Annotated in this window: 17 protein-coding genes, 1 tRNA gene and 1 pseudogene; 16 read left to right on the top strand and 3 right to left on the bottom strand. The window is 65.6% G+C overall.

Features of this window, described 5'->3' with window-relative positions; translation table 11 throughout:
* Nucleotides 1–2 precede the first annotated feature (2 nt).
* From CMV14_RS15720 to CMV14_RS15665, 12 genes are all read left to right on the top strand, one after another.
* The gene (locus CMV14_RS15720) at nucleotides 3–419 is read left to right on the top strand and encodes a YlcI/YnfO family protein (protein WP_066968408.1); all 417 of its coding nucleotides are present in this window, start codon (nucleotides 3–5) and stop codon (nucleotides 417–419) included.
* Nucleotides 416–1,405 (top strand): P-type conjugative transfer ATPase TrbB, encoded by a 990-nt coding sequence (gene trbB / locus CMV14_RS15715; RefSeq protein ID WP_066968406.1) that lies wholly within the window; start codon nucleotides 416–418, stop codon nucleotides 1,403–1,405. The genes CMV14_RS15720 and trbB overlap by 4 nt, the downstream gene beginning before the upstream one ends.
* Nucleotides 1,406–1,407: 2 nt before the next feature.
* Nucleotides 1,408–1,743 (top strand): TrbC/VirB2 family type IV secretion system protein, encoded by a 336-nt coding sequence (locus CMV14_RS15710; protein WP_066968404.1) that lies wholly within the window; start codon nucleotides 1,408–1,410, stop codon nucleotides 1,741–1,743.
* The gene (locus tag CMV14_RS15705) at nucleotides 1,740–2,012 is read left to right on the top strand and encodes a VirB3 family type IV secretion system protein (RefSeq protein WP_083216078.1); all 273 of its coding nucleotides are present in this window, start codon (nucleotides 1,740–1,742) and stop codon (nucleotides 2,010–2,012) included. Before CMV14_RS15710 ends, CMV14_RS15705 begins: the two co-directional genes overlap by 4 nt.
* Nucleotides 2,006–4,438, top strand: coding sequence for a conjugal transfer protein TrbE (gene trbE / locus CMV14_RS15700; protein ID WP_066968403.1), 2,433 nt, complete (start codon nucleotides 2,006–2,008; stop codon nucleotides 4,436–4,438). The genes CMV14_RS15705 and trbE overlap by 7 nt, the downstream gene beginning before the upstream one ends.
* A gap of 11 nt (nucleotides 4,439–4,449) precedes the next feature.
* Complete coding sequence (gene trbJ, locus CMV14_RS15695) at nucleotides 4,450–5,196, top strand: P-type conjugative transfer protein TrbJ (protein ID WP_066968401.1); 747 nt, start codon at nucleotides 4,450–4,452, stop codon at nucleotides 5,194–5,196.
* A gap of 114 nt (nucleotides 5,197–5,310) precedes the next feature.
* Nucleotides 5,311–6,615, top strand: a complete 1,305-nt coding sequence (gene trbL / locus CMV14_RS15690) for a P-type conjugative transfer protein TrbL (RefSeq protein WP_066968439.1) — start codon at nucleotides 5,311–5,313, stop codon at nucleotides 6,613–6,615.
* Entirely contained in the window at nucleotides 6,612–7,421 is an 810-nt protein-coding gene (gene trbF / locus CMV14_RS15685) for a conjugal transfer protein TrbF (protein WP_066968399.1), read from the top strand. The genes trbL and trbF overlap by 4 nt, the downstream gene beginning before the upstream one ends.
* A 2-nt stretch (nucleotides 7,422–7,423) precedes the next feature.
* On the top strand, nucleotides 7,424–8,347 hold the full coding sequence (trbG, locus tag CMV14_RS15680) for a P-type conjugative transfer protein TrbG (protein WP_066968436.1): 924 nt from the start codon (nucleotides 7,424–7,426) through the stop codon (nucleotides 8,345–8,347).
* A complete protein-coding gene (locus CMV14_RS15675) occupies nucleotides 8,344–9,546 on the top strand; it encodes a TraB/TrbI/VirB10 family type IV secretion system protein (protein WP_066968397.1) in 1,203 nt (400 codons plus the stop codon). Before trbG ends, CMV14_RS15675 begins: the two co-directional genes overlap by 4 nt.
* A 1-nt stretch (nucleotide 9,547) precedes the next feature.
* The gene (locus CMV14_RS15670) at nucleotides 9,548–9,763 is read left to right on the top strand and encodes a DUF2274 domain-containing protein (RefSeq protein WP_066968395.1); all 216 of its coding nucleotides are present in this window, start codon (nucleotides 9,548–9,550) and stop codon (nucleotides 9,761–9,763) included.
* A gap of 3 nt (nucleotides 9,764–9,766) precedes the next feature.
* A complete protein-coding gene (locus tag CMV14_RS15665) occupies nucleotides 9,767–9,967 on the top strand; it encodes a helix-turn-helix domain-containing protein (protein WP_066968393.1) in 201 nt (66 codons plus the stop codon).
* Here CMV14_RS15665 and CMV14_RS15660 read toward each other — a convergent pair.
* The 3 genes from CMV14_RS15660 to CMV14_RS15650 all read right to left on the bottom strand — a co-directional run bounded on the left by CMV14_RS15660 (nucleotide 9,945) and on the right by CMV14_RS15650 (nucleotide 11,827).
* Nucleotides 9,945–10,310: a hypothetical protein gene (locus tag CMV14_RS15660; protein WP_066968391.1), complete on the bottom strand. Its 366-nt coding sequence runs from the start codon at nucleotides 10,308–10,310 to the stop codon at nucleotides 9,945–9,947. The two genes, CMV14_RS15665 and CMV14_RS15660, sit on opposite strands and share 23 nt — an antisense overlap.
* Before the next feature lie 33 nt (nucleotides 10,311–10,343).
* Complete coding sequence (locus CMV14_RS15655) at nucleotides 10,344–11,567, bottom strand: tyrosine-type recombinase/integrase (protein ID WP_066968389.1); 1,224 nt, start codon at nucleotides 11,565–11,567, stop codon at nucleotides 10,344–10,346.
* Between the two features lie 173 nt (nucleotides 11,568–11,740).
* A tRNA-Leu gene (locus CMV14_RS15650) sits at nucleotides 11,741–11,827 on the bottom strand.
* A 103-nt stretch (nucleotides 11,828–11,930) separates the two neighbouring features.
* On the opposite strand from CMV14_RS15650, the pseudogene CMV14_RS15645 reads away from it, so the two are divergent.
* The 4 genes and pseudogenes from CMV14_RS15645 to CMV14_RS15630 all read left to right on the top strand — a co-directional run bounded on the left by CMV14_RS15645 (nucleotide 11,931) and on the right by CMV14_RS15630 (nucleotide 15,835).
* A pseudogene (locus tag CMV14_RS15645) lies at nucleotides 11,931–12,868 on the top strand (complex I NDUFA9 subunit family protein).
* 7 nt (nucleotides 12,869–12,875) lie between these two features.
* A complete protein-coding gene (locus CMV14_RS15640; protein ID WP_066968386.1) occupies nucleotides 12,876–13,676 on the top strand; it encodes an undecaprenyl-diphosphate phosphatase in 801 nt (266 codons plus the stop codon).
* A 162-nt stretch (nucleotides 13,677–13,838) separates the two neighbouring features.
* Nucleotides 13,839–15,281, top strand: a complete 1,443-nt coding sequence (locus CMV14_RS15635) for an NAD(P)-dependent oxidoreductase (RefSeq protein WP_066968384.1) — start codon at nucleotides 13,839–13,841, stop codon at nucleotides 15,279–15,281.
* Nucleotides 15,278–15,835 carry a DUF2059 domain-containing protein gene (locus CMV14_RS15630; protein WP_066968382.1) on the top strand — a complete coding sequence of 186 codons (558 nt, stop codon included), beginning with the start codon at nucleotides 15,278–15,280 and terminating at the stop codon, nucleotides 15,833–15,835. Before CMV14_RS15635 ends, CMV14_RS15630 begins: the two co-directional genes overlap by 4 nt.
* Nucleotides 15,836–15,847: the final 12 nt, after the last annotated feature.

Raw genomic sequence — 15,847 nt, 5'->3', positions numbered from 1 at the left:
CCATGGTCGAGAAGATCCGCCATCAGCTGTTCCTGCCCAAGCCGGTCAGTGACCGTCTCGAAGCGCTCGCGGCGAAGCCGGGTGCGTCCAAGTCGGCGATCCTGACCGACGCCGTCACGGCGTGGCTCAACCGGCGCGGTGCCTCCGAGTTGGAGGACAGGTTCGCCCTCCGGCTCGACCGAATGACCTCCGCGATCGGAAGGCTCGAGCGGGACGGGCATATCCAGCTCGAGACGCTGGCGCTGTTCGTCCGGTACGAGCTCGCGATCCAGGCGCCCCTCGCCGAGAACGATTCCGCCGGCCGTGCCATCGCCGCCAAGCGGTTCGAGGCCTTCATCGCCCAGGTTGGCAGGCAGATCGCTGCCGGACGCCGGACAATCGTCGACAGCTTCGGCGCTGTCGCGGAGTCCGGCCAGTGACCGCCGGCGTTTCCGCGGAGCGCCGGCGGGCGATGCTGCGCACGGCAATGGGACCCGCGATCGCCGAGGCCCTCGCCGATCCTCGCGTCATCGAGATCATGGTCAATCCAGACGGAGCGCTGCGGCTTGACCGGCTCGGCGAAGGCCGCACCGAGACGACTGTCCGCATGGATGCGACCCAGGTCGAGCGGATCATCCGCCTTGTCGCTTCGCATGCGCGCGCCGAGGTGCATGGTGATGCGCCGATCGTATCGGCTGAGCTGCCACCGCATATCGAGGGTCGTGCAGGCGAGCGGTTCGAAGGCGTGCTTCCACCCGTCTCGACCGCGCCCTGCTTCTCGATCCGCAAGCCCGCCGAGCGCCTCTACAGCCTCGACGACTATGTGACCGACGGCATCATGGCGCAGGCGGCTGCCGATCGGCTGAAGGCCTGCGTCACGCAGCGCTACAACATCCTCGTCGCCGGCGGCACGAGCTCGGGCAAGACAACCCTCGCCAACGCCCTGCTCGCTGAAATGGCCTGGGTCGACGAGCGCGTCATCCTGATCGAGGACACGCGCGAACTCCAAAGCCCGGCCGCTGATACGGTGGCTCTCCGCACGCGGCCCGGCATCGTGACGATGGCCGACCTCGTCCGCTCGACTTTGCGACTACGTCCCGACCGCATCATCGTCGGTGAGGTGCGCGGCCCCGAGGCGCTCGACATGCTCAAGGCCTGGAACACCGGGCACCCGGGCGGCATCGCCACCGTCCACGCCAACAGCGCCATGTCGGCGCTCTACCGCATCGAGGGCCTCGTCCAGGAGGCGGTGGTCACCGTGCCGCGCCGACTGATCGCCGAGGCGATCGACATCATCGTCTTCATCTCCGGCCGCGGTCTCCAGCGCCGGATTGCCAGCATCGCGCGCGTCGCCGGGCTCGACCCGGACACCGGCAGCTACGCGCTCGCCGATCTCCTCAACCCCGCCAACCCCCAAGGAGAATGACAATGCAGCTTGCCAAGATTCCGTCCCGCAGTTCCACCTTTCTCGTCGGTGTCGCCATCGGCCTGACCCTCGCCATCAGCAATTCCGCCGAGGCGGCGGGGTCGGGAATGCCCTGGGAGCAGCCGCTCCAGCAGGTGCTGGAATCGGTGCAGGGACCGGTCGCCAAGATCGTCGCCGTGATCGTCATCATCGTGACCGGCCTGACGCTGGCGTTCGGCGAGAGCAGCGGAGGATTCCGCCGACTGATCCAGATCGTGTTCGGCCTGTCAATCGCGTTCGCGGCGTCAAGCTTCTTCCTCAGCTTCTTCAGCTTCGGCGGCGGGGCGCTGATCGCGTGATCGGCGCCGGCCAACATCTGGAAGGATTCGAGGCTCCCATCCACGGGAGCCTCGGGTCGCCGATCCTGCTCGGCGGCGCACCGCGCGGACTGGCGATCGTCAACGGCACGGTCGCCGCCGCGATCGGGCTCGGGCTCCAGCAATGGATCGCCGGCCTGGTGCTCTGGGCTGTCGGACACAGCATCGCCGTGTTCGCCGCGCGCCGCGACCCGGACTTCGCGCCCGTCCTCATCCGTCATCTTCGCCAGAGGGGCTATCTCGCGTGCTGAACCTTTCCGAATATCGCCACCGGTCGGACCGGCTGGCGGACCATCTTCCCTGGGCGGCACTGATCGCGCCGGGCGTCGTCCTCAACAAGGATGGCAGCTTCCAGCGCACGCTCCGGTTTCGCGGACCCGATCTCGAATCCGCGACCGAAGCCGAGCTGATCTCCGCCTGCGCGCGGGCCAACAACGTGCTCAAGCGTTTCGGCACCGGCTGGGCGCTGTTCTTCGAAGCGGAGCGGCGAGAAGCGTCCGCCTATCCCGACAGCGCCTTTCCCGACCCGGCATCATGGCTGGTCGATCAGGAGCGGCGCGCCAACTTCCTTGCCGAGGGCGAGCATTACGAGAGCCGCTACTATCTGACCCTGACTTGGCTTCCGACGCCGGACAGCGCCGAGGCGGCGGGCAGATCGCTGGTCGAACGCCCCGAAGCTGACAAAGGCCGTGACTGGCATGGCGCGCTCGCCAGCTTCATTGTCGAGAGCGATCGCGCGCTCGATCTCCTTGGCAGCTTCATGCCCGAGGTACGAGCGCTCGACGACGCAGAGACATTGACGTTCCTGCACGGCACCGTTTCGTGCCGCCAGCATCGTGTCGCCGTCCCGGAGACGCCGATCTATCTCGACGCGCTGCTCACCGACACCCCGCTGACGGGCGGTCTCGAGCCGCGGCTTGGCGACACGCATATCCGCACGCTGACCGTTCTCGGATTTCCGAGCATGAGCCGGCCGGGAATCCTCGACGCGCTCAACCATCAGGATTTCGCCTATCGCTGGGTCACGCGCTTCATCGCGCTCGACAAGAGCGATGCGACCAAGGCGCTGACCCGGCTGCGGCGGCAGTGGTTCAACAAGCGCAAGTCGATCACCGCGCTGCTGCGCGAGATCATGTACAACCAGCCCTCGCAGCTGCTCGATACCGACGCCGACAACAAGGTGGTCGACGCCGATCTCGCGCTCCAGGTCCTCGGCGGCGATCATGTCGCATTCGGCTATCTGACCACGACGATAACGGTGACCGACGCCGATCGCGGCCGGGTCGAGGACAAGGTCCGGCAGGTCGAGCGGATCGTCAACGGGCTCGGGTTCACGACGATCCGCGAGGGCGTGAACGCGGTCGAGGCATGGCTGTCGTCGCTGCCCGGCCAAGTCTATGCCAATGTCCGGCAGCCGCTCGTCCACACGCTGAACCTCGCGCACGTCATGCCGCTGTCGTCGGTCTGGGCAGGACCAGCGCGGAACGCGCATCTCGACGGACCACCGTTGCTCCACGCCAGCACGGCGGGTTCGACGCCGTTCCGCCTTTCGACCCATGTCGGCGACGTCGGACACATGCTCGTGGTCGGGCCGACTGGCGCCGGCAAGTCCGTCCTGCTCGCGCTGATTGCGCTTCAGTTCCGGCGATACGCGGACTCGCAGGTCTACATCTTCGACAAGGGATTCTCCGCACGCGCCGCGGTGCTGGCGATGGGAGGCGCGCATCACGCGCTCGGATTGGGGGCCGATGCCGGCGAAACGCTGGCGTTTCAGCCCCTGCGGCGGATCGACGATGCCACCGAGCGGAGCTGGGCCGCAGAATGGATCGCCGCGCTGCTAGCGCACGAGCGAGTGATCGTTACGCCCGAGGTCAAGGACGCGGTCTGGTCCGCGCTCGGCAGCCTTGCTTCGGCTCCTCCCGAGGAACGGACACTGACCGGCCTCACTCTGCTGCTCCAGTCGAATGCGCTGCGGACCGCGCTCGGCGCCTACACGCTCGACGGCCCCTATGGGCGGCTGCTCGACGCGGCCGAACAGCATCTCGCCTTCGCCGATGTCCAGTGCTTCGAGACCGAAGCGCTGATGGGTCAGACCGGCGTGGTCGCGCCGGTGCTGACTTACCTCTTCCACCGACTGGAGGAGCGGTTCAACGGCCGGCCGACACTGTTGATCCTGGACGAGGCCTGGATCTTCCTCGATCATCCGCTGTTTGCCGCGCGCATCCGCGAATGGCTGAAGGTGCTGCGCAAGAAGAACGTCGCGGTGCTGTTCGCGACCCAGAGTCTTGCTGACATTGCCTCGAGCAGCATCGCGCCCGCCATCATCGAGAGCTGCCCGCAGCGCATATTGCTGCCCAATGACCGTGCGATCGAGCCGCAGAGTCGCGAGGCCTATGAGCGGTTCGGGCTGAACGTCCGCCAGATCGAGCTTGTCAGCCGCGCGACGCCGAAGCGGCAATATTATCTGCAATCGGCGCGCGGCAACCGGCTGTTCGAGCTGGGGCTTGGGCCGGTCGCGCTCACGCTTTGCGGCGCCTCCGATCCGGCCACCCAGGCGCGGATCGACGCGATGATCGCCGAGGGCGGTCAGGTGGATTTCGCCGCGCGCTTCCTCGTCGGTGCCGGCCTCGGCTGGGCCGCCGACCTTCTTCCCGATTTCCCCGCTCCCCAAGCATAAGGAGTAAAGTGATGCGTTTCCTCACCCGCAAATACCTGATCGCGAGCGCGCTCGGCATGAGCGCCATCGGTTCGCTCGCCGTCGGCCTGAGCCTGACGACCACGCCGGCCCATGCGCAGCTGACCGTGTTCGATCCCAGCAACTACAGCCAGAACCTGCTCACCGCGGCCCGCACGCTGACCCAGATCAACAACCAGATCCAGTCGCTCCAGAATCAGGCGCAGAGCCTGATCAACCAGGCGAAGAACCTGGCGACGATCGATTTCCCCGAGCTGCAGGCGCTGACCCAGGCGCTGCAGCAGGTCGATCGCCTGATGGGGCAAGCCCAGGGCATCCGGCTCCAGGTCTCCGGTCTCGACCAGCAGTTCCACCAGCTCTTCCCGCAGAGCTTCGGCCAGGCATTGCGGATGAACGATCAGGTCGTTGCTGCGCGCTCTCGCCTCGATACCGCCATGACCGCCTACCAGCACACGATGACTGTGCAGGCGCAGGTCGCCGAAAACGTCGCGGCCGATGCCCAGACCTTGTCTTCGCTGGTCGCGAAAAGCCAAGGTGCCGAAGGATCCTTGCAAGCGCAGCAGGCCACCAACCAGCTGCTCGCGCTCAGCGCCAAGCAGCAGTTCCAGATCCAGAACATGATGGCCGCCCAGTATCGCGCCGAGACGATCGAGCGCGCGCGGCAGGCGCAGGCGCAGATCGATGCGCAGGCGGCGACCAAGAAGTTTCTCGGTTCCGGCACCTCCTACACCCCCCAGTAGGCGCGCCGGTCGGGGCGGTGGCGGTCCGCCTCCCGCCGCCGTCCGCCGCGGGGCGGGGCTTCGCTCCCCCGGTCTCGCCCCGCGGCATCCCACCTCTTGCAGGACTTGTCCGACGTGAATGATCTCAATGTCATCGATCGCTTCATGCAGGCGTTCATCACCTATATCGATGCCGGCTTCGGGCTGCTCGGCGGCGACGTCCGCTTCCTGACCGTCACCCTGATCGGCATCGACATCACGCTTGCCGGGCTGTTCTGGGCGATGGGCGGCGAGGACAACGTCATCGGCCGCTTCCTCAAGAAGATCCTCTACATTGGCACGTTCGCGTTCATCCTGAACAGCTTCTCGACGCTCGGCGACATCATCTTCCGGTCGTTCGCGCAGGCAGGTCTCACCGCCGGTGGTGGCACGTTGACCGCCGCCGATCTTCTCAAGCCCGGGCGACTTGCCGGCACCGGCTTCTCGGCCGCGTGGCCGCTGCTCCAGCAGGTGTCGCAGTTGATGGGGTTCACGACCTTCTTCGACAATTTCCTGACGATCGCCGTGCTGCTTTTCGCCTGGGCGATCGTGATCATCACCTTCTTCATCCTTGCGGTGCAGATGTTCGTGACAATTATCGAGTTCAAGCTGACCTCGCTGGCCGGCTTCATCCTCGTGCCGTTCGCGCTCTGGAACCGGACCAGCTTCCTTGCCGAGCGCGTGCTCGGCAATGTCGTGTCGTCCGGCATCAAGGTCATGGTGCTCGCCGTCATCGTCGGCATCGGCTCGAACTTCTTCACCGAGTTCACCAGCGCCTTGCAGGGGCAGGAACCAGACATCGCGCAGGCCATGAGCCTGACACTCGCCAGCCTGACGATCTTCGGCCTGGGCATCTTCGGTCCCGGCATCGCGTCCGGCCTGGTCTCCGGCGCGCCGCAGCTCGGGGCCGGGGCCGCGCTTGGTACCACCGTCGGTGCGGCGGGCATCACCATGCTTGCCGGCGGCGCGACCGTGGCAGGCGCGCGCGCCCTGGGCGGCGCTGCTCTCGGCGCGGTCCGCGCCGGCACTTCGATGGGATCGGCCGCCTCGGCCGCCTATACGCTTGGCAAGGAAACCGCCGCAGCACCGACGATGGGCGCCGGAATGAGCGGCGTGGCGCGCGCAGCCGGTAATGCCGCACGCGATCGAGTCTCCAACGCCTTCGGTCTTCGCGAGGCGGCGTCGCAAGGTCGCGCCGCCGCGTGGAACGCGCTCAACCGCACGGCCGGCGATGGCGCGTCGCAGTCTGCGACCGACGACGGCGCCCCCGGCTGGGCACGCGCCATGCGCAATCAGCAGACGGCCCGTCACCACCGCCAGATTGCCCTGCACACCCTCCAGCAGGGCGATCGCGGCGGCGCCTCCGCAACCCCCGATATCAAGGAAAGGGACGACTCATGATCTTCAAGCGCGCCCTCCAGCGCTATGGACGAACCCCGGAGCCCGAGACGCCCTATCAGCGCGCCGGCCAGGTCTGGGATGAACGCATCGGCTCCGCACGAGTGCAGGCACGAAACTGGCGGCTGATGGCCTTCGGTTGCCTGGCACTGACCGGGGGCCTCTCCGCCGGCGTCGTCTGGCAATCGACGCAGAGCCGGGTGACGCCTTACGTTGTCGAGGTCGACCGGCTCGGTGAGGCGCACGCCGTCTCCGAAGCCGAGGCCGGTTATCATCCGACCGACCCGCAGATCGCATGGCACCTTTCGCACTTCATCGCTCATGTCCGGGGGCGGTCGCTCGATCCGGTCCTGACGCGCCAGAACTGGCTCGAAGCCTATGATTTCACCACCAAGCGGGGCGCCCAGTTCCTTGGGGACTATGCGCGTGGCGCCGACCCTTTCGCCAGCATCGGCGAGAAGACGGTGTCAGTGCAGGTCACCAGCGTGGTGCGGGCATCCGATCGCTCGTTCCAGGTCAAATGGGCCGAAACGGCTTATGAGCGTGGCGCGGAAGCCGGCACATCCCGTTGGACCGCAATCCTCACGGTGGCGATGAAGCCGCCGAGGGATGCCGACACGCTCCGCAGGAATCCGCTCGGCGTCTATGTCGATGCGGTCGACTGGAGCCGCGAGCTCGATCCGCCATCGCAGCCGCGCCCATCAGCGCCGCTGATCTCGACGCCGACGGTGCCCGCCCTGCCGCTCGGATCGCCGCTCGATCCCAACCTCGCTGCGCCCGCGCAGCCCAGCACGGAGACCCGTCCATGAAGATGATCCTTGCCGTATCGGCATTGGCCCTTTGCGCCACCTCCGCCGCCGCCCAGAATACCGCGGCACCGTCGCCGGCAGCGCCTGCCGCCGCCGACAAGCAATCCGCCCCGAAACCCTCCGTCCGTCATGCACGGGTCCGAAAGCCAGTCAGTCCGGCGGTGGCGCGAGTGGCAACCGCCAATCGCGCAGCGACGCAGCAACCGACGGCGCAGGCTTTCGTGAATGCCGTGCAGGTCTATCCCTTCTCCGACGGCACGATCTACCAGGTCTACACGGCGCCCGGCGCCGTTACCGATATTGCCCTTCAGCCGGGAGAGAATCTCATAGCGGTCGCAGCCGGCGACACGGTGCGCTGGGTCATCGGCGACACGACGAGCGGGGCCGGTGCAGACAAGCGGACGCACATATTGGCGAAGCCGTTCGCCTCGGGGCTTGCGACGAACCTCGTCATCACGACCGATCGGCGCAGCTATCACCTCCAGCTCACCGCGACGTCGCGCACCGCGATGGCCGCGCTGTCCTGGACCTATCCGGCCGACCAGCTGATCGCCCTGCGACGGGCCGCCGAACAGGCTGCCGCAGCGGCGCCGGTCTCGGAAGGGCTCACGGTCGACAACCTGCGTTTCAACTACGCGGTCAGTGGTGACCAGCCGGCATGGCGGCCGCTCCGCGCGTTCGACGACGGGCGGCAGACCTTCATCGAGTTCCCCGCCAGCATTGCGGTTGGCGAGGCTCCGCCACTTTTCGTCGTCGGCCCGACCGGGGAAGCCGAGTTGGTCAACTATCGCGTCCGTGGTCGCTACTATGTCGTCGACCGGATCTTCGACGCCGCCGAGTTGCGGCTTGGCACGAAAAAGCAGCAGATCGTTCGCATTGACCGCGTTGTCGACGGCCATCCGGCCCGGAAGGGCAAGCGCGCATGACCGAGGCTGTTATTGCGCCCGCCCCGAAAGTGGATCCGGAGACACTGGCGATCCGGGCAAGACCGGCGCGCGCCATCCGCTTTCGCCGGGGCGTCATCGTCGCCATTGCTGCGTTGGGTTCTATCAGCCTGATGGCGGTCGCCTGGGTCGCGCTAAAGCCGCGCGTGTTCGGCACGGTGGCCGATCGGCAGGAACTGTCCGAGCCGAGCAATCGGCCATCGACAGACTCGCTGAACGGCCTGCCGTCGACCTATGGCGATGTTCCGAAGCTCGGCCCGCCGCTGCCGGGAGACCTCGGTCGCCCGATCCTCGAGCACCAGCGTCAGATGGCTGCGGAGACCGGTTCGAGCGTCGATGCCGCCGGCCAAGCGGCAGCGCAGGAGCCCGAACGTCGGCTCGCAGAACTGAAAGCCGCGCGAGAATCGGGTGTGCTCGTGCAGGGACGTTCGGCACCGCCGCCAACGGCGGAGACCGATGCAGCGGCCGTTCCGGCCCCGGCTCCGACAGGCGCTGCCAGCCCGACACTCGATCCGGATCGTGATCCGAACGCGCAGGGTCGGAAGGCTCAGTTCGTTGGCACACTCGATCAAAGTGGTGATGTCAATCCGCACGCACTGACCGCTGCACCTTCGCCGTATCTCCTGTCGGCGGGCAGCGTGATCTCGGCGAGCCTGATCACGGGTCTTCGGTCCGACTTGCCCGGCCTCGTTACCGCGCAGGTGACAAGTCCGGTGTTCGACAGCCCGACCGGCCGCATACTGCTCATTCCGCAAGGCTCGCGGCTGATCGGCAGCTACGACAGCGTCGTGGCTTTTGGTCAGAAGCGCGCGCTGGTCGTCTGGCAGCGGATCATGTTTCCGGACGGCAGTTCGCTCCGGATCGACAACGTGCCGGCGACCGACGCGTCGGGCTACGCTGGCCTTCAGGACAAGGTCGATTTTCACACCTGGGCACTGCTCAAGGGTGTGGCGCTGTCCACATTGCTCGGGGTGGGATCGCAGCTGACGGTGTCTGGCGAGAGCGACCTCGTCCAGGCGATCCGGGAGTCGACGCAGCAGAATGTGTCGCGCGCCGGCGATCAGCTTACCTCGCGCAATCTCAATATCCAGCCGACGATCGCGATCCGGCCCGGCGCAACGGTCCGGCTTGTCGTCCACAAAGATCTCATCCTCGCGCCTTGGCGCGAGAAGGAGCGTTGAAATGGCTGACCTCAAGCTGCCCCAGCTTCCGGATCGCAATCCGGTGAAGCTCAACATCTCGGTCATGCCGGATTTGCATCTAGCACTCACCGAATACGCAGCGCTCTACGCCAGTACCTATGGCCGCGACGAGCCGGTGGTCGAACTGATCCCAGCGATGCTCGCCGCTTTTTTGGACAGCGACCGAAGCTTCACGCGCAATAGAGGACGGGGGTGAGATATGACCCGCCTCACAGAGCGGCAGTCTGACGCCGTCGTCATCGAGCCTCTTTCAGTCCGAATATCGACTGCGGTTCAACTCACCGGTATCAGCCGTTCGCGCCTTTACGAGCTTATCCAGTCTGGCGATCTTGAAACCGTCAAGGTCGGCCGATCGACCTTGATCCCATACAAAAGCCTCAAGGCGCTGACGGGCGGATAAATGGCTTTTCCGCCACGTCGGCATCCGCCCAAGCGACAAGATGATCCCATGTCACAAGCGGTCGCTGCCGCTCGCCTTTCTTTTTCCTGCGAGGCGTGCGCCTGCTTTCGCCTTCCGAAGCTTTCTCAGCCATCGCCAGCAAATCCCGCGACGTGGTCTTCGCGGACGACATGAACATGCCTTCAAATGTGGTCAGCATGAGCCACCTGGCAACCCGAGGATCATCGACGTCAAATTCAACGCCGATGTCGTGCGCGGCGCGCACGGACGTCTGAGCGATCTCGGCTATCAATCCGTCCAACGCCTTCTTCGCGGCTTCATATCGGTCGAGATCGCTCGTCATGGTATCCTCGCAACTGCCCCGGTCGCTAGCGAGCTAACGTCGGACGCCGAAGTGCGGACGAAGAATTTTTGCGCCGTCTCGTAGCTGCTCCAGATAGTCCGACCAATGCTGCATCATCTTGACGCGCTCATCCCAATACTCGCCACGGGTGTAGGCGCGGCGGACCATTGAGGTATCGAGGTGAGCGAGCTGCTTCTCGATGGCGTCTGGATTCCAGATCCCCATCTCGTTGAGCAGGGTCGCGGCCATCGCTCGGAAGCCATGCGCCGTCATTTCTTCCTGGCTGTAGCCGAGCCGTCGAAGCGCCGCGTTGACGGTGTTTTCCGACATGCACTGCTTTGGCGAGCGGAAAGACGGAAAGAGAAATCGCCCATCGCCCGTCAAAGCGTGGAGCTCTTCGAGCATATCGAGCACCTGACGCGAGAGCGGCACCCGATGCGGCCGCCGCATCTTCATCTTCTCTGCCGAGAGCGACCAAACTGCTCCCTGCGTATCGAACTCCGTCCATTCAGCACTGCGCAGTTCGCCCGGTCGCACGAACAGATGCGGTGACAGCCGAAGCGCGATGGCGGTGATCTCGTGACCGGTATATCCTTCGATTGCGCGAAGGAGCCCGCCAGCCTCCTTCGGCGTCGTGATCGCCGCTAGGTGTTGGACCTTCGGCGTGATGAGGGCGCCGCGCAGGTCGGCCGCGACATCGCGATCGGCTCGTGCGGTCGCGATACCGTATCGGAACACCCGGCTGAGCACGCTGCGCATCCGCCGGGCGCTCTCGTAGCGGCCGGTCGCTTCCACCTTGCGCAGGACGGCAAGGACCTCCTGCGGCGTGATCTTGGAGATCGGTAGAGTGCCGATCATTGGGTAGGTCATGCCGAGCAGCCAGCGAATCTTGTCGAGCGTGATCGGCGCGCGCCCCTCCCGTTCGTTCTTGGCTACCCATTCCTCGGCGATGGTCTTGAAGGTGTTGTCGGCGGCAACCTTGCGCGCGAGGGTTTCGATCCGCTTCTCGGCGGCGGGGTCGAGACCGGCTGCGATCTGTTCCCGCGCCTTGTCACGCTGCTGGCGTGCCGCCGCGATCCCCACTTCGGGCCAGGCGCCGAAATAGAGCGTCTTCTGCCGGCCGAGGTGCCGGTAGTTCATGCGCCAAAGCTTCGCGCCGTTCGGCTGGATGAAAAGATACAGCCCGTCAGAATCGGCCAGTTTGTAGGCCTTGTCCCGACGCTTAGCGTTGGTGATCTGGATGTGATTCAGTGCCATGATGGTGCCAGCTCCAAAGGGCTCGCCGGAACCATCAAAAACACCATCAAAGTTGATGGTATGCCGATGGTTCCGGGTGGATGAACCCGGATTCCATTCGGCGATTCTCTCTGAAAAAATGCTGGAAAACCAGCCGCTTGGTGGACGTTTCCGGACGTTGCCGGAAAGGCCATTGGTGCCCAGGAGAGGACTCGAACCTCCACGGCCTTGCGGCCACTGGCACCTGAAGCCAGCGCGTCTACCAATTCCACCACCTGGGCATCAGGTTCGGAGGCCGGGCGGATAGCGGTGAGGATCGTGCCTTGTCAACAGCTTCCGTGCAGGGCAATGCGGAGAAAATCACTCATCGAGGGAATCTGGGAAATGGGCCGTCTTGTCACGATCTTCGGCGGGGGGGATTTCTGGGCCGTTATGTGGCGCAGGAACTGCTCAAGGCGGGTGCCCGGGTCCGCATTGCCGAGCGTGATCCGTCCGACGCCTGGTTCCTGAAGCCGCTCGGCGGCCTCGGGCAGACCCAGTTCCTGCCCGCCAGCGTCACCCATGTCGCCAGTGTCGAACATGCGGTCGCCGGCGCCGATTCGGTGATCAACCTGGTCGGAATCCTCAAGGGCGATTTCGACGCGATCCATCGCCGGGGCGCGGCCAATGTCGCCGCTGCCGCGAAGGCGGCGGGGGCGGGAGCGCTCGTCCATGTCTCGGCGATCGGCGCCGATCCCGAATCCGCCTCGGCCTATGGCCGGTCGAAGGGGGAAGGGGAGGCGGCGGTGCGCGCGGCTTTTCCGGACGCCACGATCATCCGTCCCTCGATCGTCTTCGGGCAGGAGGACGGCTTCCTCAACCGCTTCGCCGGGATGCTCGCCATGCCATTCGTGCCGGTGCTGCGCGGCGATGTGAAGTTCCAGCCGGTCTGGGTCGCCGATGTCGCCAGGGCGATCGCGGCGGCGGCGCTCGATCCGAATGCGCATGCCGGCAAAACCTATGAACTGGGCGGCCCCGAGGTGGTGACGATGGCCGGCCTCAACCAACGGCTAGCCGACGCAACCGGCCATAATCCCACCTTCATCCCGGTGCCTGATGCGATCGGCGGCATATTGGCGACGGTCGCGGGCGCGCTGCCCGGCGCGCCGATCACCCGTGACCAGTGGCTGATGCTCCAGGCCGATAATGTCGTTTCGCCCGGCGCCAGCGGGCTGGAGGCGTTCGGGATCAAGCCGACGCCGATGGAGGCGGTCGCCCCCGCCTGGCTGGTCCGCTATCGCCCGCACGGCCGTTTCGCGCCGCAGACCAAGACCGCGGCCTGAACCCAGCATGGAAATGTCGCTGCTGTCGATCGTCCTCCTCGGCATCGTCGAGGGGCTGACGGAGTTCCTGCCTGTCTCCTCGACCGGGCACCTCATCCTCGCCGGGGAGGTGATGCAGGTGCCGCAGGGCACCGAGACCTTCGACATCGTCATCCAGCTCGGCGCGATCCTGGCGGTGGTGGTGCTTTATCGGCAGCGTTTCGCGGCGGTGCTGGCCGGGCTCGGCCGCCGCGATCCGGGGGCGATCCGCTTCACCCGCAATGTGGCCGTGGGCTTCCTGCCCTCGGCGGTGATCGGCGCCTTGGCCTATGGCGCGATCAAGGCGATGCTCAACGCGCCGATCGTCGTCGCGGTTGCGCTGATCCTGGGCGGCATCGCCATTCTGGCGATCGAGAAAATGGTGAAGCACCCGACCTGCGACAGTGTCGAGGGCATGTCGCTCAAGACCACGCTGGGCATCGGCTTCATCCAGTGCCTGTCGATGATCCCCGGGGTCAGCCGCTCGGGTGCGACCATCATGGGCGCGCTGACCCTCGGCGTCGAGCGGCGCACCGCGGCCGAATACAGCTTCTTCCTGGCCATCCCCACCATGCTGGGAGCAACCACGCTTGCGCTGTGGAAGGCCCGGCATGAACTGAACGATTCGCAGACGATGGCGATCGTAATCGGCTTCGTCGTGTCCTTCCTGGTGGCCATCGCCGTGATCCGCTGGTTCCTGAACGTCGTCACCCGCCACGGCTTCGCGCCCTTTGCCTGGTATCGGATCATTGTGGGCTCCATCGCCTTGATATGGTTGCTTTTTAGATAGGTCCGATACGGACTTATAATCTTCAAAAGATGTACAGATATTCAGCCGCCGCGTCGATTTCCACAGAAATTAGGTCATAATTACTGACTCATTGCACGAAACGCGCGTGACTTGAGCTGGCATTTATGAGATTTGCGCCTTCGGACCGGAGGGCAAATCGTCATGGCTGAAGAGCCGATGTTGAAATTCGTGAATGTCGGGCAGGCTTTTCCGCCGAAGCGCGCCGCGGAATCGCGTGTCGCCGATTTCGGCGAGATCGCGCCGCTCTACGCCGATGCCAAGGCCGGGGAACAAGCGTCGCGCTGCTCCCAATGCGGGGTGCCCTATTGTTCCACGCACTGCCCTTTGCACAACCACATTCCGGACTGGCTGCGGCTGACCACCGAGGGGCGGCTTCGCGAGGCCTATGAGTTGTCCAACGCCACTTCGACCATGCCCGAGATCTGCGGCCGCATCTGCCCGCAGGATCGGCTGTGCGAAGGCAATTGCGTTATCGAATTCTCCGGCCATGGCGCGGTGACGATCGGCTCGGTCGAGAAATATATCACCGACACCGCCTGGGAGCGCGGCTGGGTCGAGCCGGTCCAGGTCGGCCCGGCGAAGGGCCAGTCGGTCGGCGTGATCGGCGCCGGTCCCGCGGGGCTGACCGTCGCCGAACTGATGCGGGCGCGCGGCTATGGCGTGCATGTCTACGACCGGCACGATCGCGCCGGCGGCCTGCTCACCTATGGCATCCCCGGCTTCAAGCTGGAGAAGCCGATCGTCATGCGCCGCGTCCAGCGGCTGGCCGATGCCGGCATCGTCTTCCACCAGGGGTTCGAGGTGGGCCGTGACGCTTCGCTCGCCGAACTGCGCCAGAAGCATGATGCGCTGCTGATCGCGACCGGGGTGTACAAGCCGCGCGCGATCAAGGCGCCGGGTGTCGGCGCGCCCGGCATCGTCGAAGCGATCGACTATCTCACCGCTTCCAACCGCAAGGGCTTTGGCGATGCCGTGCCGGCGTTCGACCAGGGCGGGCTCGACGCGAAGGGCAAGCATGTCGTCGTCATCGGCGGCGGCGACACCGCGATGGACTGCGTCCGCACCGCGATCCGGCAGGGAGCGGCCTCGGTGAAGTGCCTGTACCGCCGCGACCGTGCCAACATGCCGGGTTCGCAGCGCGAGACGAAGAATGCCGAGGAGGAGGGCGTCGAGTTCGTCTGGCTCTCCGCGCCCGAGGGCTTCGATGGCACGGAGGCGGTGTCGGGCGTCCGCGCGATCAGGATGCGGCTCGGCGAGCCCGATGTCTCTGGCCGCCGTACGCCCGAGCCCGATCCCGGCAGCGAGTTCCGGCTGGAGGCCGATCTGGTGATCAAGGCGCTGGGCTTCGATCCGGAGGACTTGCCGGGGGCCTTCGGCTCGCCCGAATTGTCGGTGACGCGCTGGGGCACGCTGAGGGTCGATCACAAGACGATGCAGACCTCGGTCGATGGCGTCTTCGCGGCGGGCGACATCGTCCGCGGCGCCAGCCTCGTCGTGTGGGCGATCCGCGACGGCCGCGACGTGGCGGAGCGGATGCATCTTTATCTCAAGGCGAAGGCGAAGGCCGAGAAGGTGGCGGCATGATGCGGCCGATACTGATCATTGCAGCTATTGCGTGGCTCGCAGCGGCCCATTCCGTGTCGGCGGGCCTTGCCGATGCGGCAAAATCGCCCGTGGCTTCGGCACCGGCTGATATCAAGCCGGCTGACCCCCGCGCTGCCGCGGCTGTCGACAAGCTTCTGTCAGTAACCGGTGTCGCAAATCAAATGAACGCCTTGGGGCCTCAGATCATCGATGCCTTGCTGCCGGCGCTGGTCAGGGCGAATGTTGGTAAAGAGCAGGAAATTGAAGCGATCTTGCGAGAACAGTTTCTGTCGATATTCGCTGGCCTGACGCCCGACCTCGTCGCTCATGCACGTTCAGTCTATTTGGCGCATTTCTCAGCAGACGAGCTTGAGGCGATCATCGCATTTTACGAGTCGCCTGTGGGCCTGAAGATGACAAGCGAGACTCCGGCCATCACGCGGGAAATGTTCGCTTATGGCCAACAGGCCGGGCGAGCGGCGGTGGCTGGCGCCATGCCTCGCATCATAGACCGTATGCGCGCCGCTAACCTCGCGGTCCCTGCCGGTACCTGATTTTCGGAGCGA

It is taken from the genome of Rhizorhabdus dicambivorans (assembly GCF_002355275.1).
In the GTDB taxonomy this organism is placed as follows: Bacteria; Pseudomonadota; Alphaproteobacteria; order Sphingomonadales; family Sphingomonadaceae; genus Rhizorhabdus; species Rhizorhabdus dicambivorans.
The sequence above is the reverse complement of the archived record's forward strand: the minus strand, read 5'-3'. Positions and strand labels throughout refer to the sequence as shown.

Coding starts and splice junctions, on each gene's coding strand:
- CMV14_RS15710 (WP_066968404.1), top strand. CDS start 1,408: ATGCAGCTTGCCAAGATTCCGTCCCGCAGTTCCACCTTTCTCGTCGGT.
- CMV14_RS15675 (WP_066968397.1), top strand. CDS start 8,344: ATGACCGAGGCTGTTATTGCGCCCGCCCCGAAAGTGGATCCGGAGACA.
- trbJ (WP_066968401.1), top strand. CDS start 4,450: ATGCGTTTCCTCACCCGCAAATACCTGATCGCGAGCGCGCTCGGCATG.
- CMV14_RS15640 (WP_066968386.1), top strand. CDS start 12,876: ATGGAAATGTCGCTGCTGTCGATCGTCCTCCTCGGCATCGTCGAGGGG.
- trbF (WP_066968399.1), top strand. CDS start 6,612: ATGATCTTCAAGCGCGCCCTCCAGCGCTATGGACGAACCCCGGAGCCC.
- CMV14_RS15635 (WP_066968384.1), top strand. CDS start 13,839: ATGGCTGAAGAGCCGATGTTGAAATTCGTGAATGTCGGGCAGGCTTTT.
- CMV14_RS15665 (WP_066968393.1), top strand. CDS start 9,767: ATGACCCGCCTCACAGAGCGGCAGTCTGACGCCGTCGTCATCGAGCCT.
- CMV14_RS15670 (WP_066968395.1), top strand. CDS start 9,548: ATGGCTGACCTCAAGCTGCCCCAGCTTCCGGATCGCAATCCGGTGAAG.
- CMV14_RS15660 (WP_066968391.1), bottom strand. CDS start 10,310: ATGACGAGCGATCTCGACCGATATGAAGCCGCGAAGAAGGCGTTGGAC.
- CMV14_RS15630 (WP_066968382.1), top strand. CDS start 15,278: ATGATGCGGCCGATACTGATCATTGCAGCTATTGCGTGGCTCGCAGCG.
- CMV14_RS15720 (WP_066968408.1), top strand. CDS start 3: ATGGTCGAGAAGATCCGCCATCAGCTGTTCCTGCCCAAGCCGGTCAGT.
- trbG (WP_066968436.1), top strand. CDS start 7,424: ATGATCCTTGCCGTATCGGCATTGGCCCTTTGCGCCACCTCCGCCGCC.
- CMV14_RS15655 (WP_066968389.1), bottom strand. CDS start 11,567: ATGGCACTGAATCACATCCAGATCACCAACGCTAAGCGTCGGGACAAG.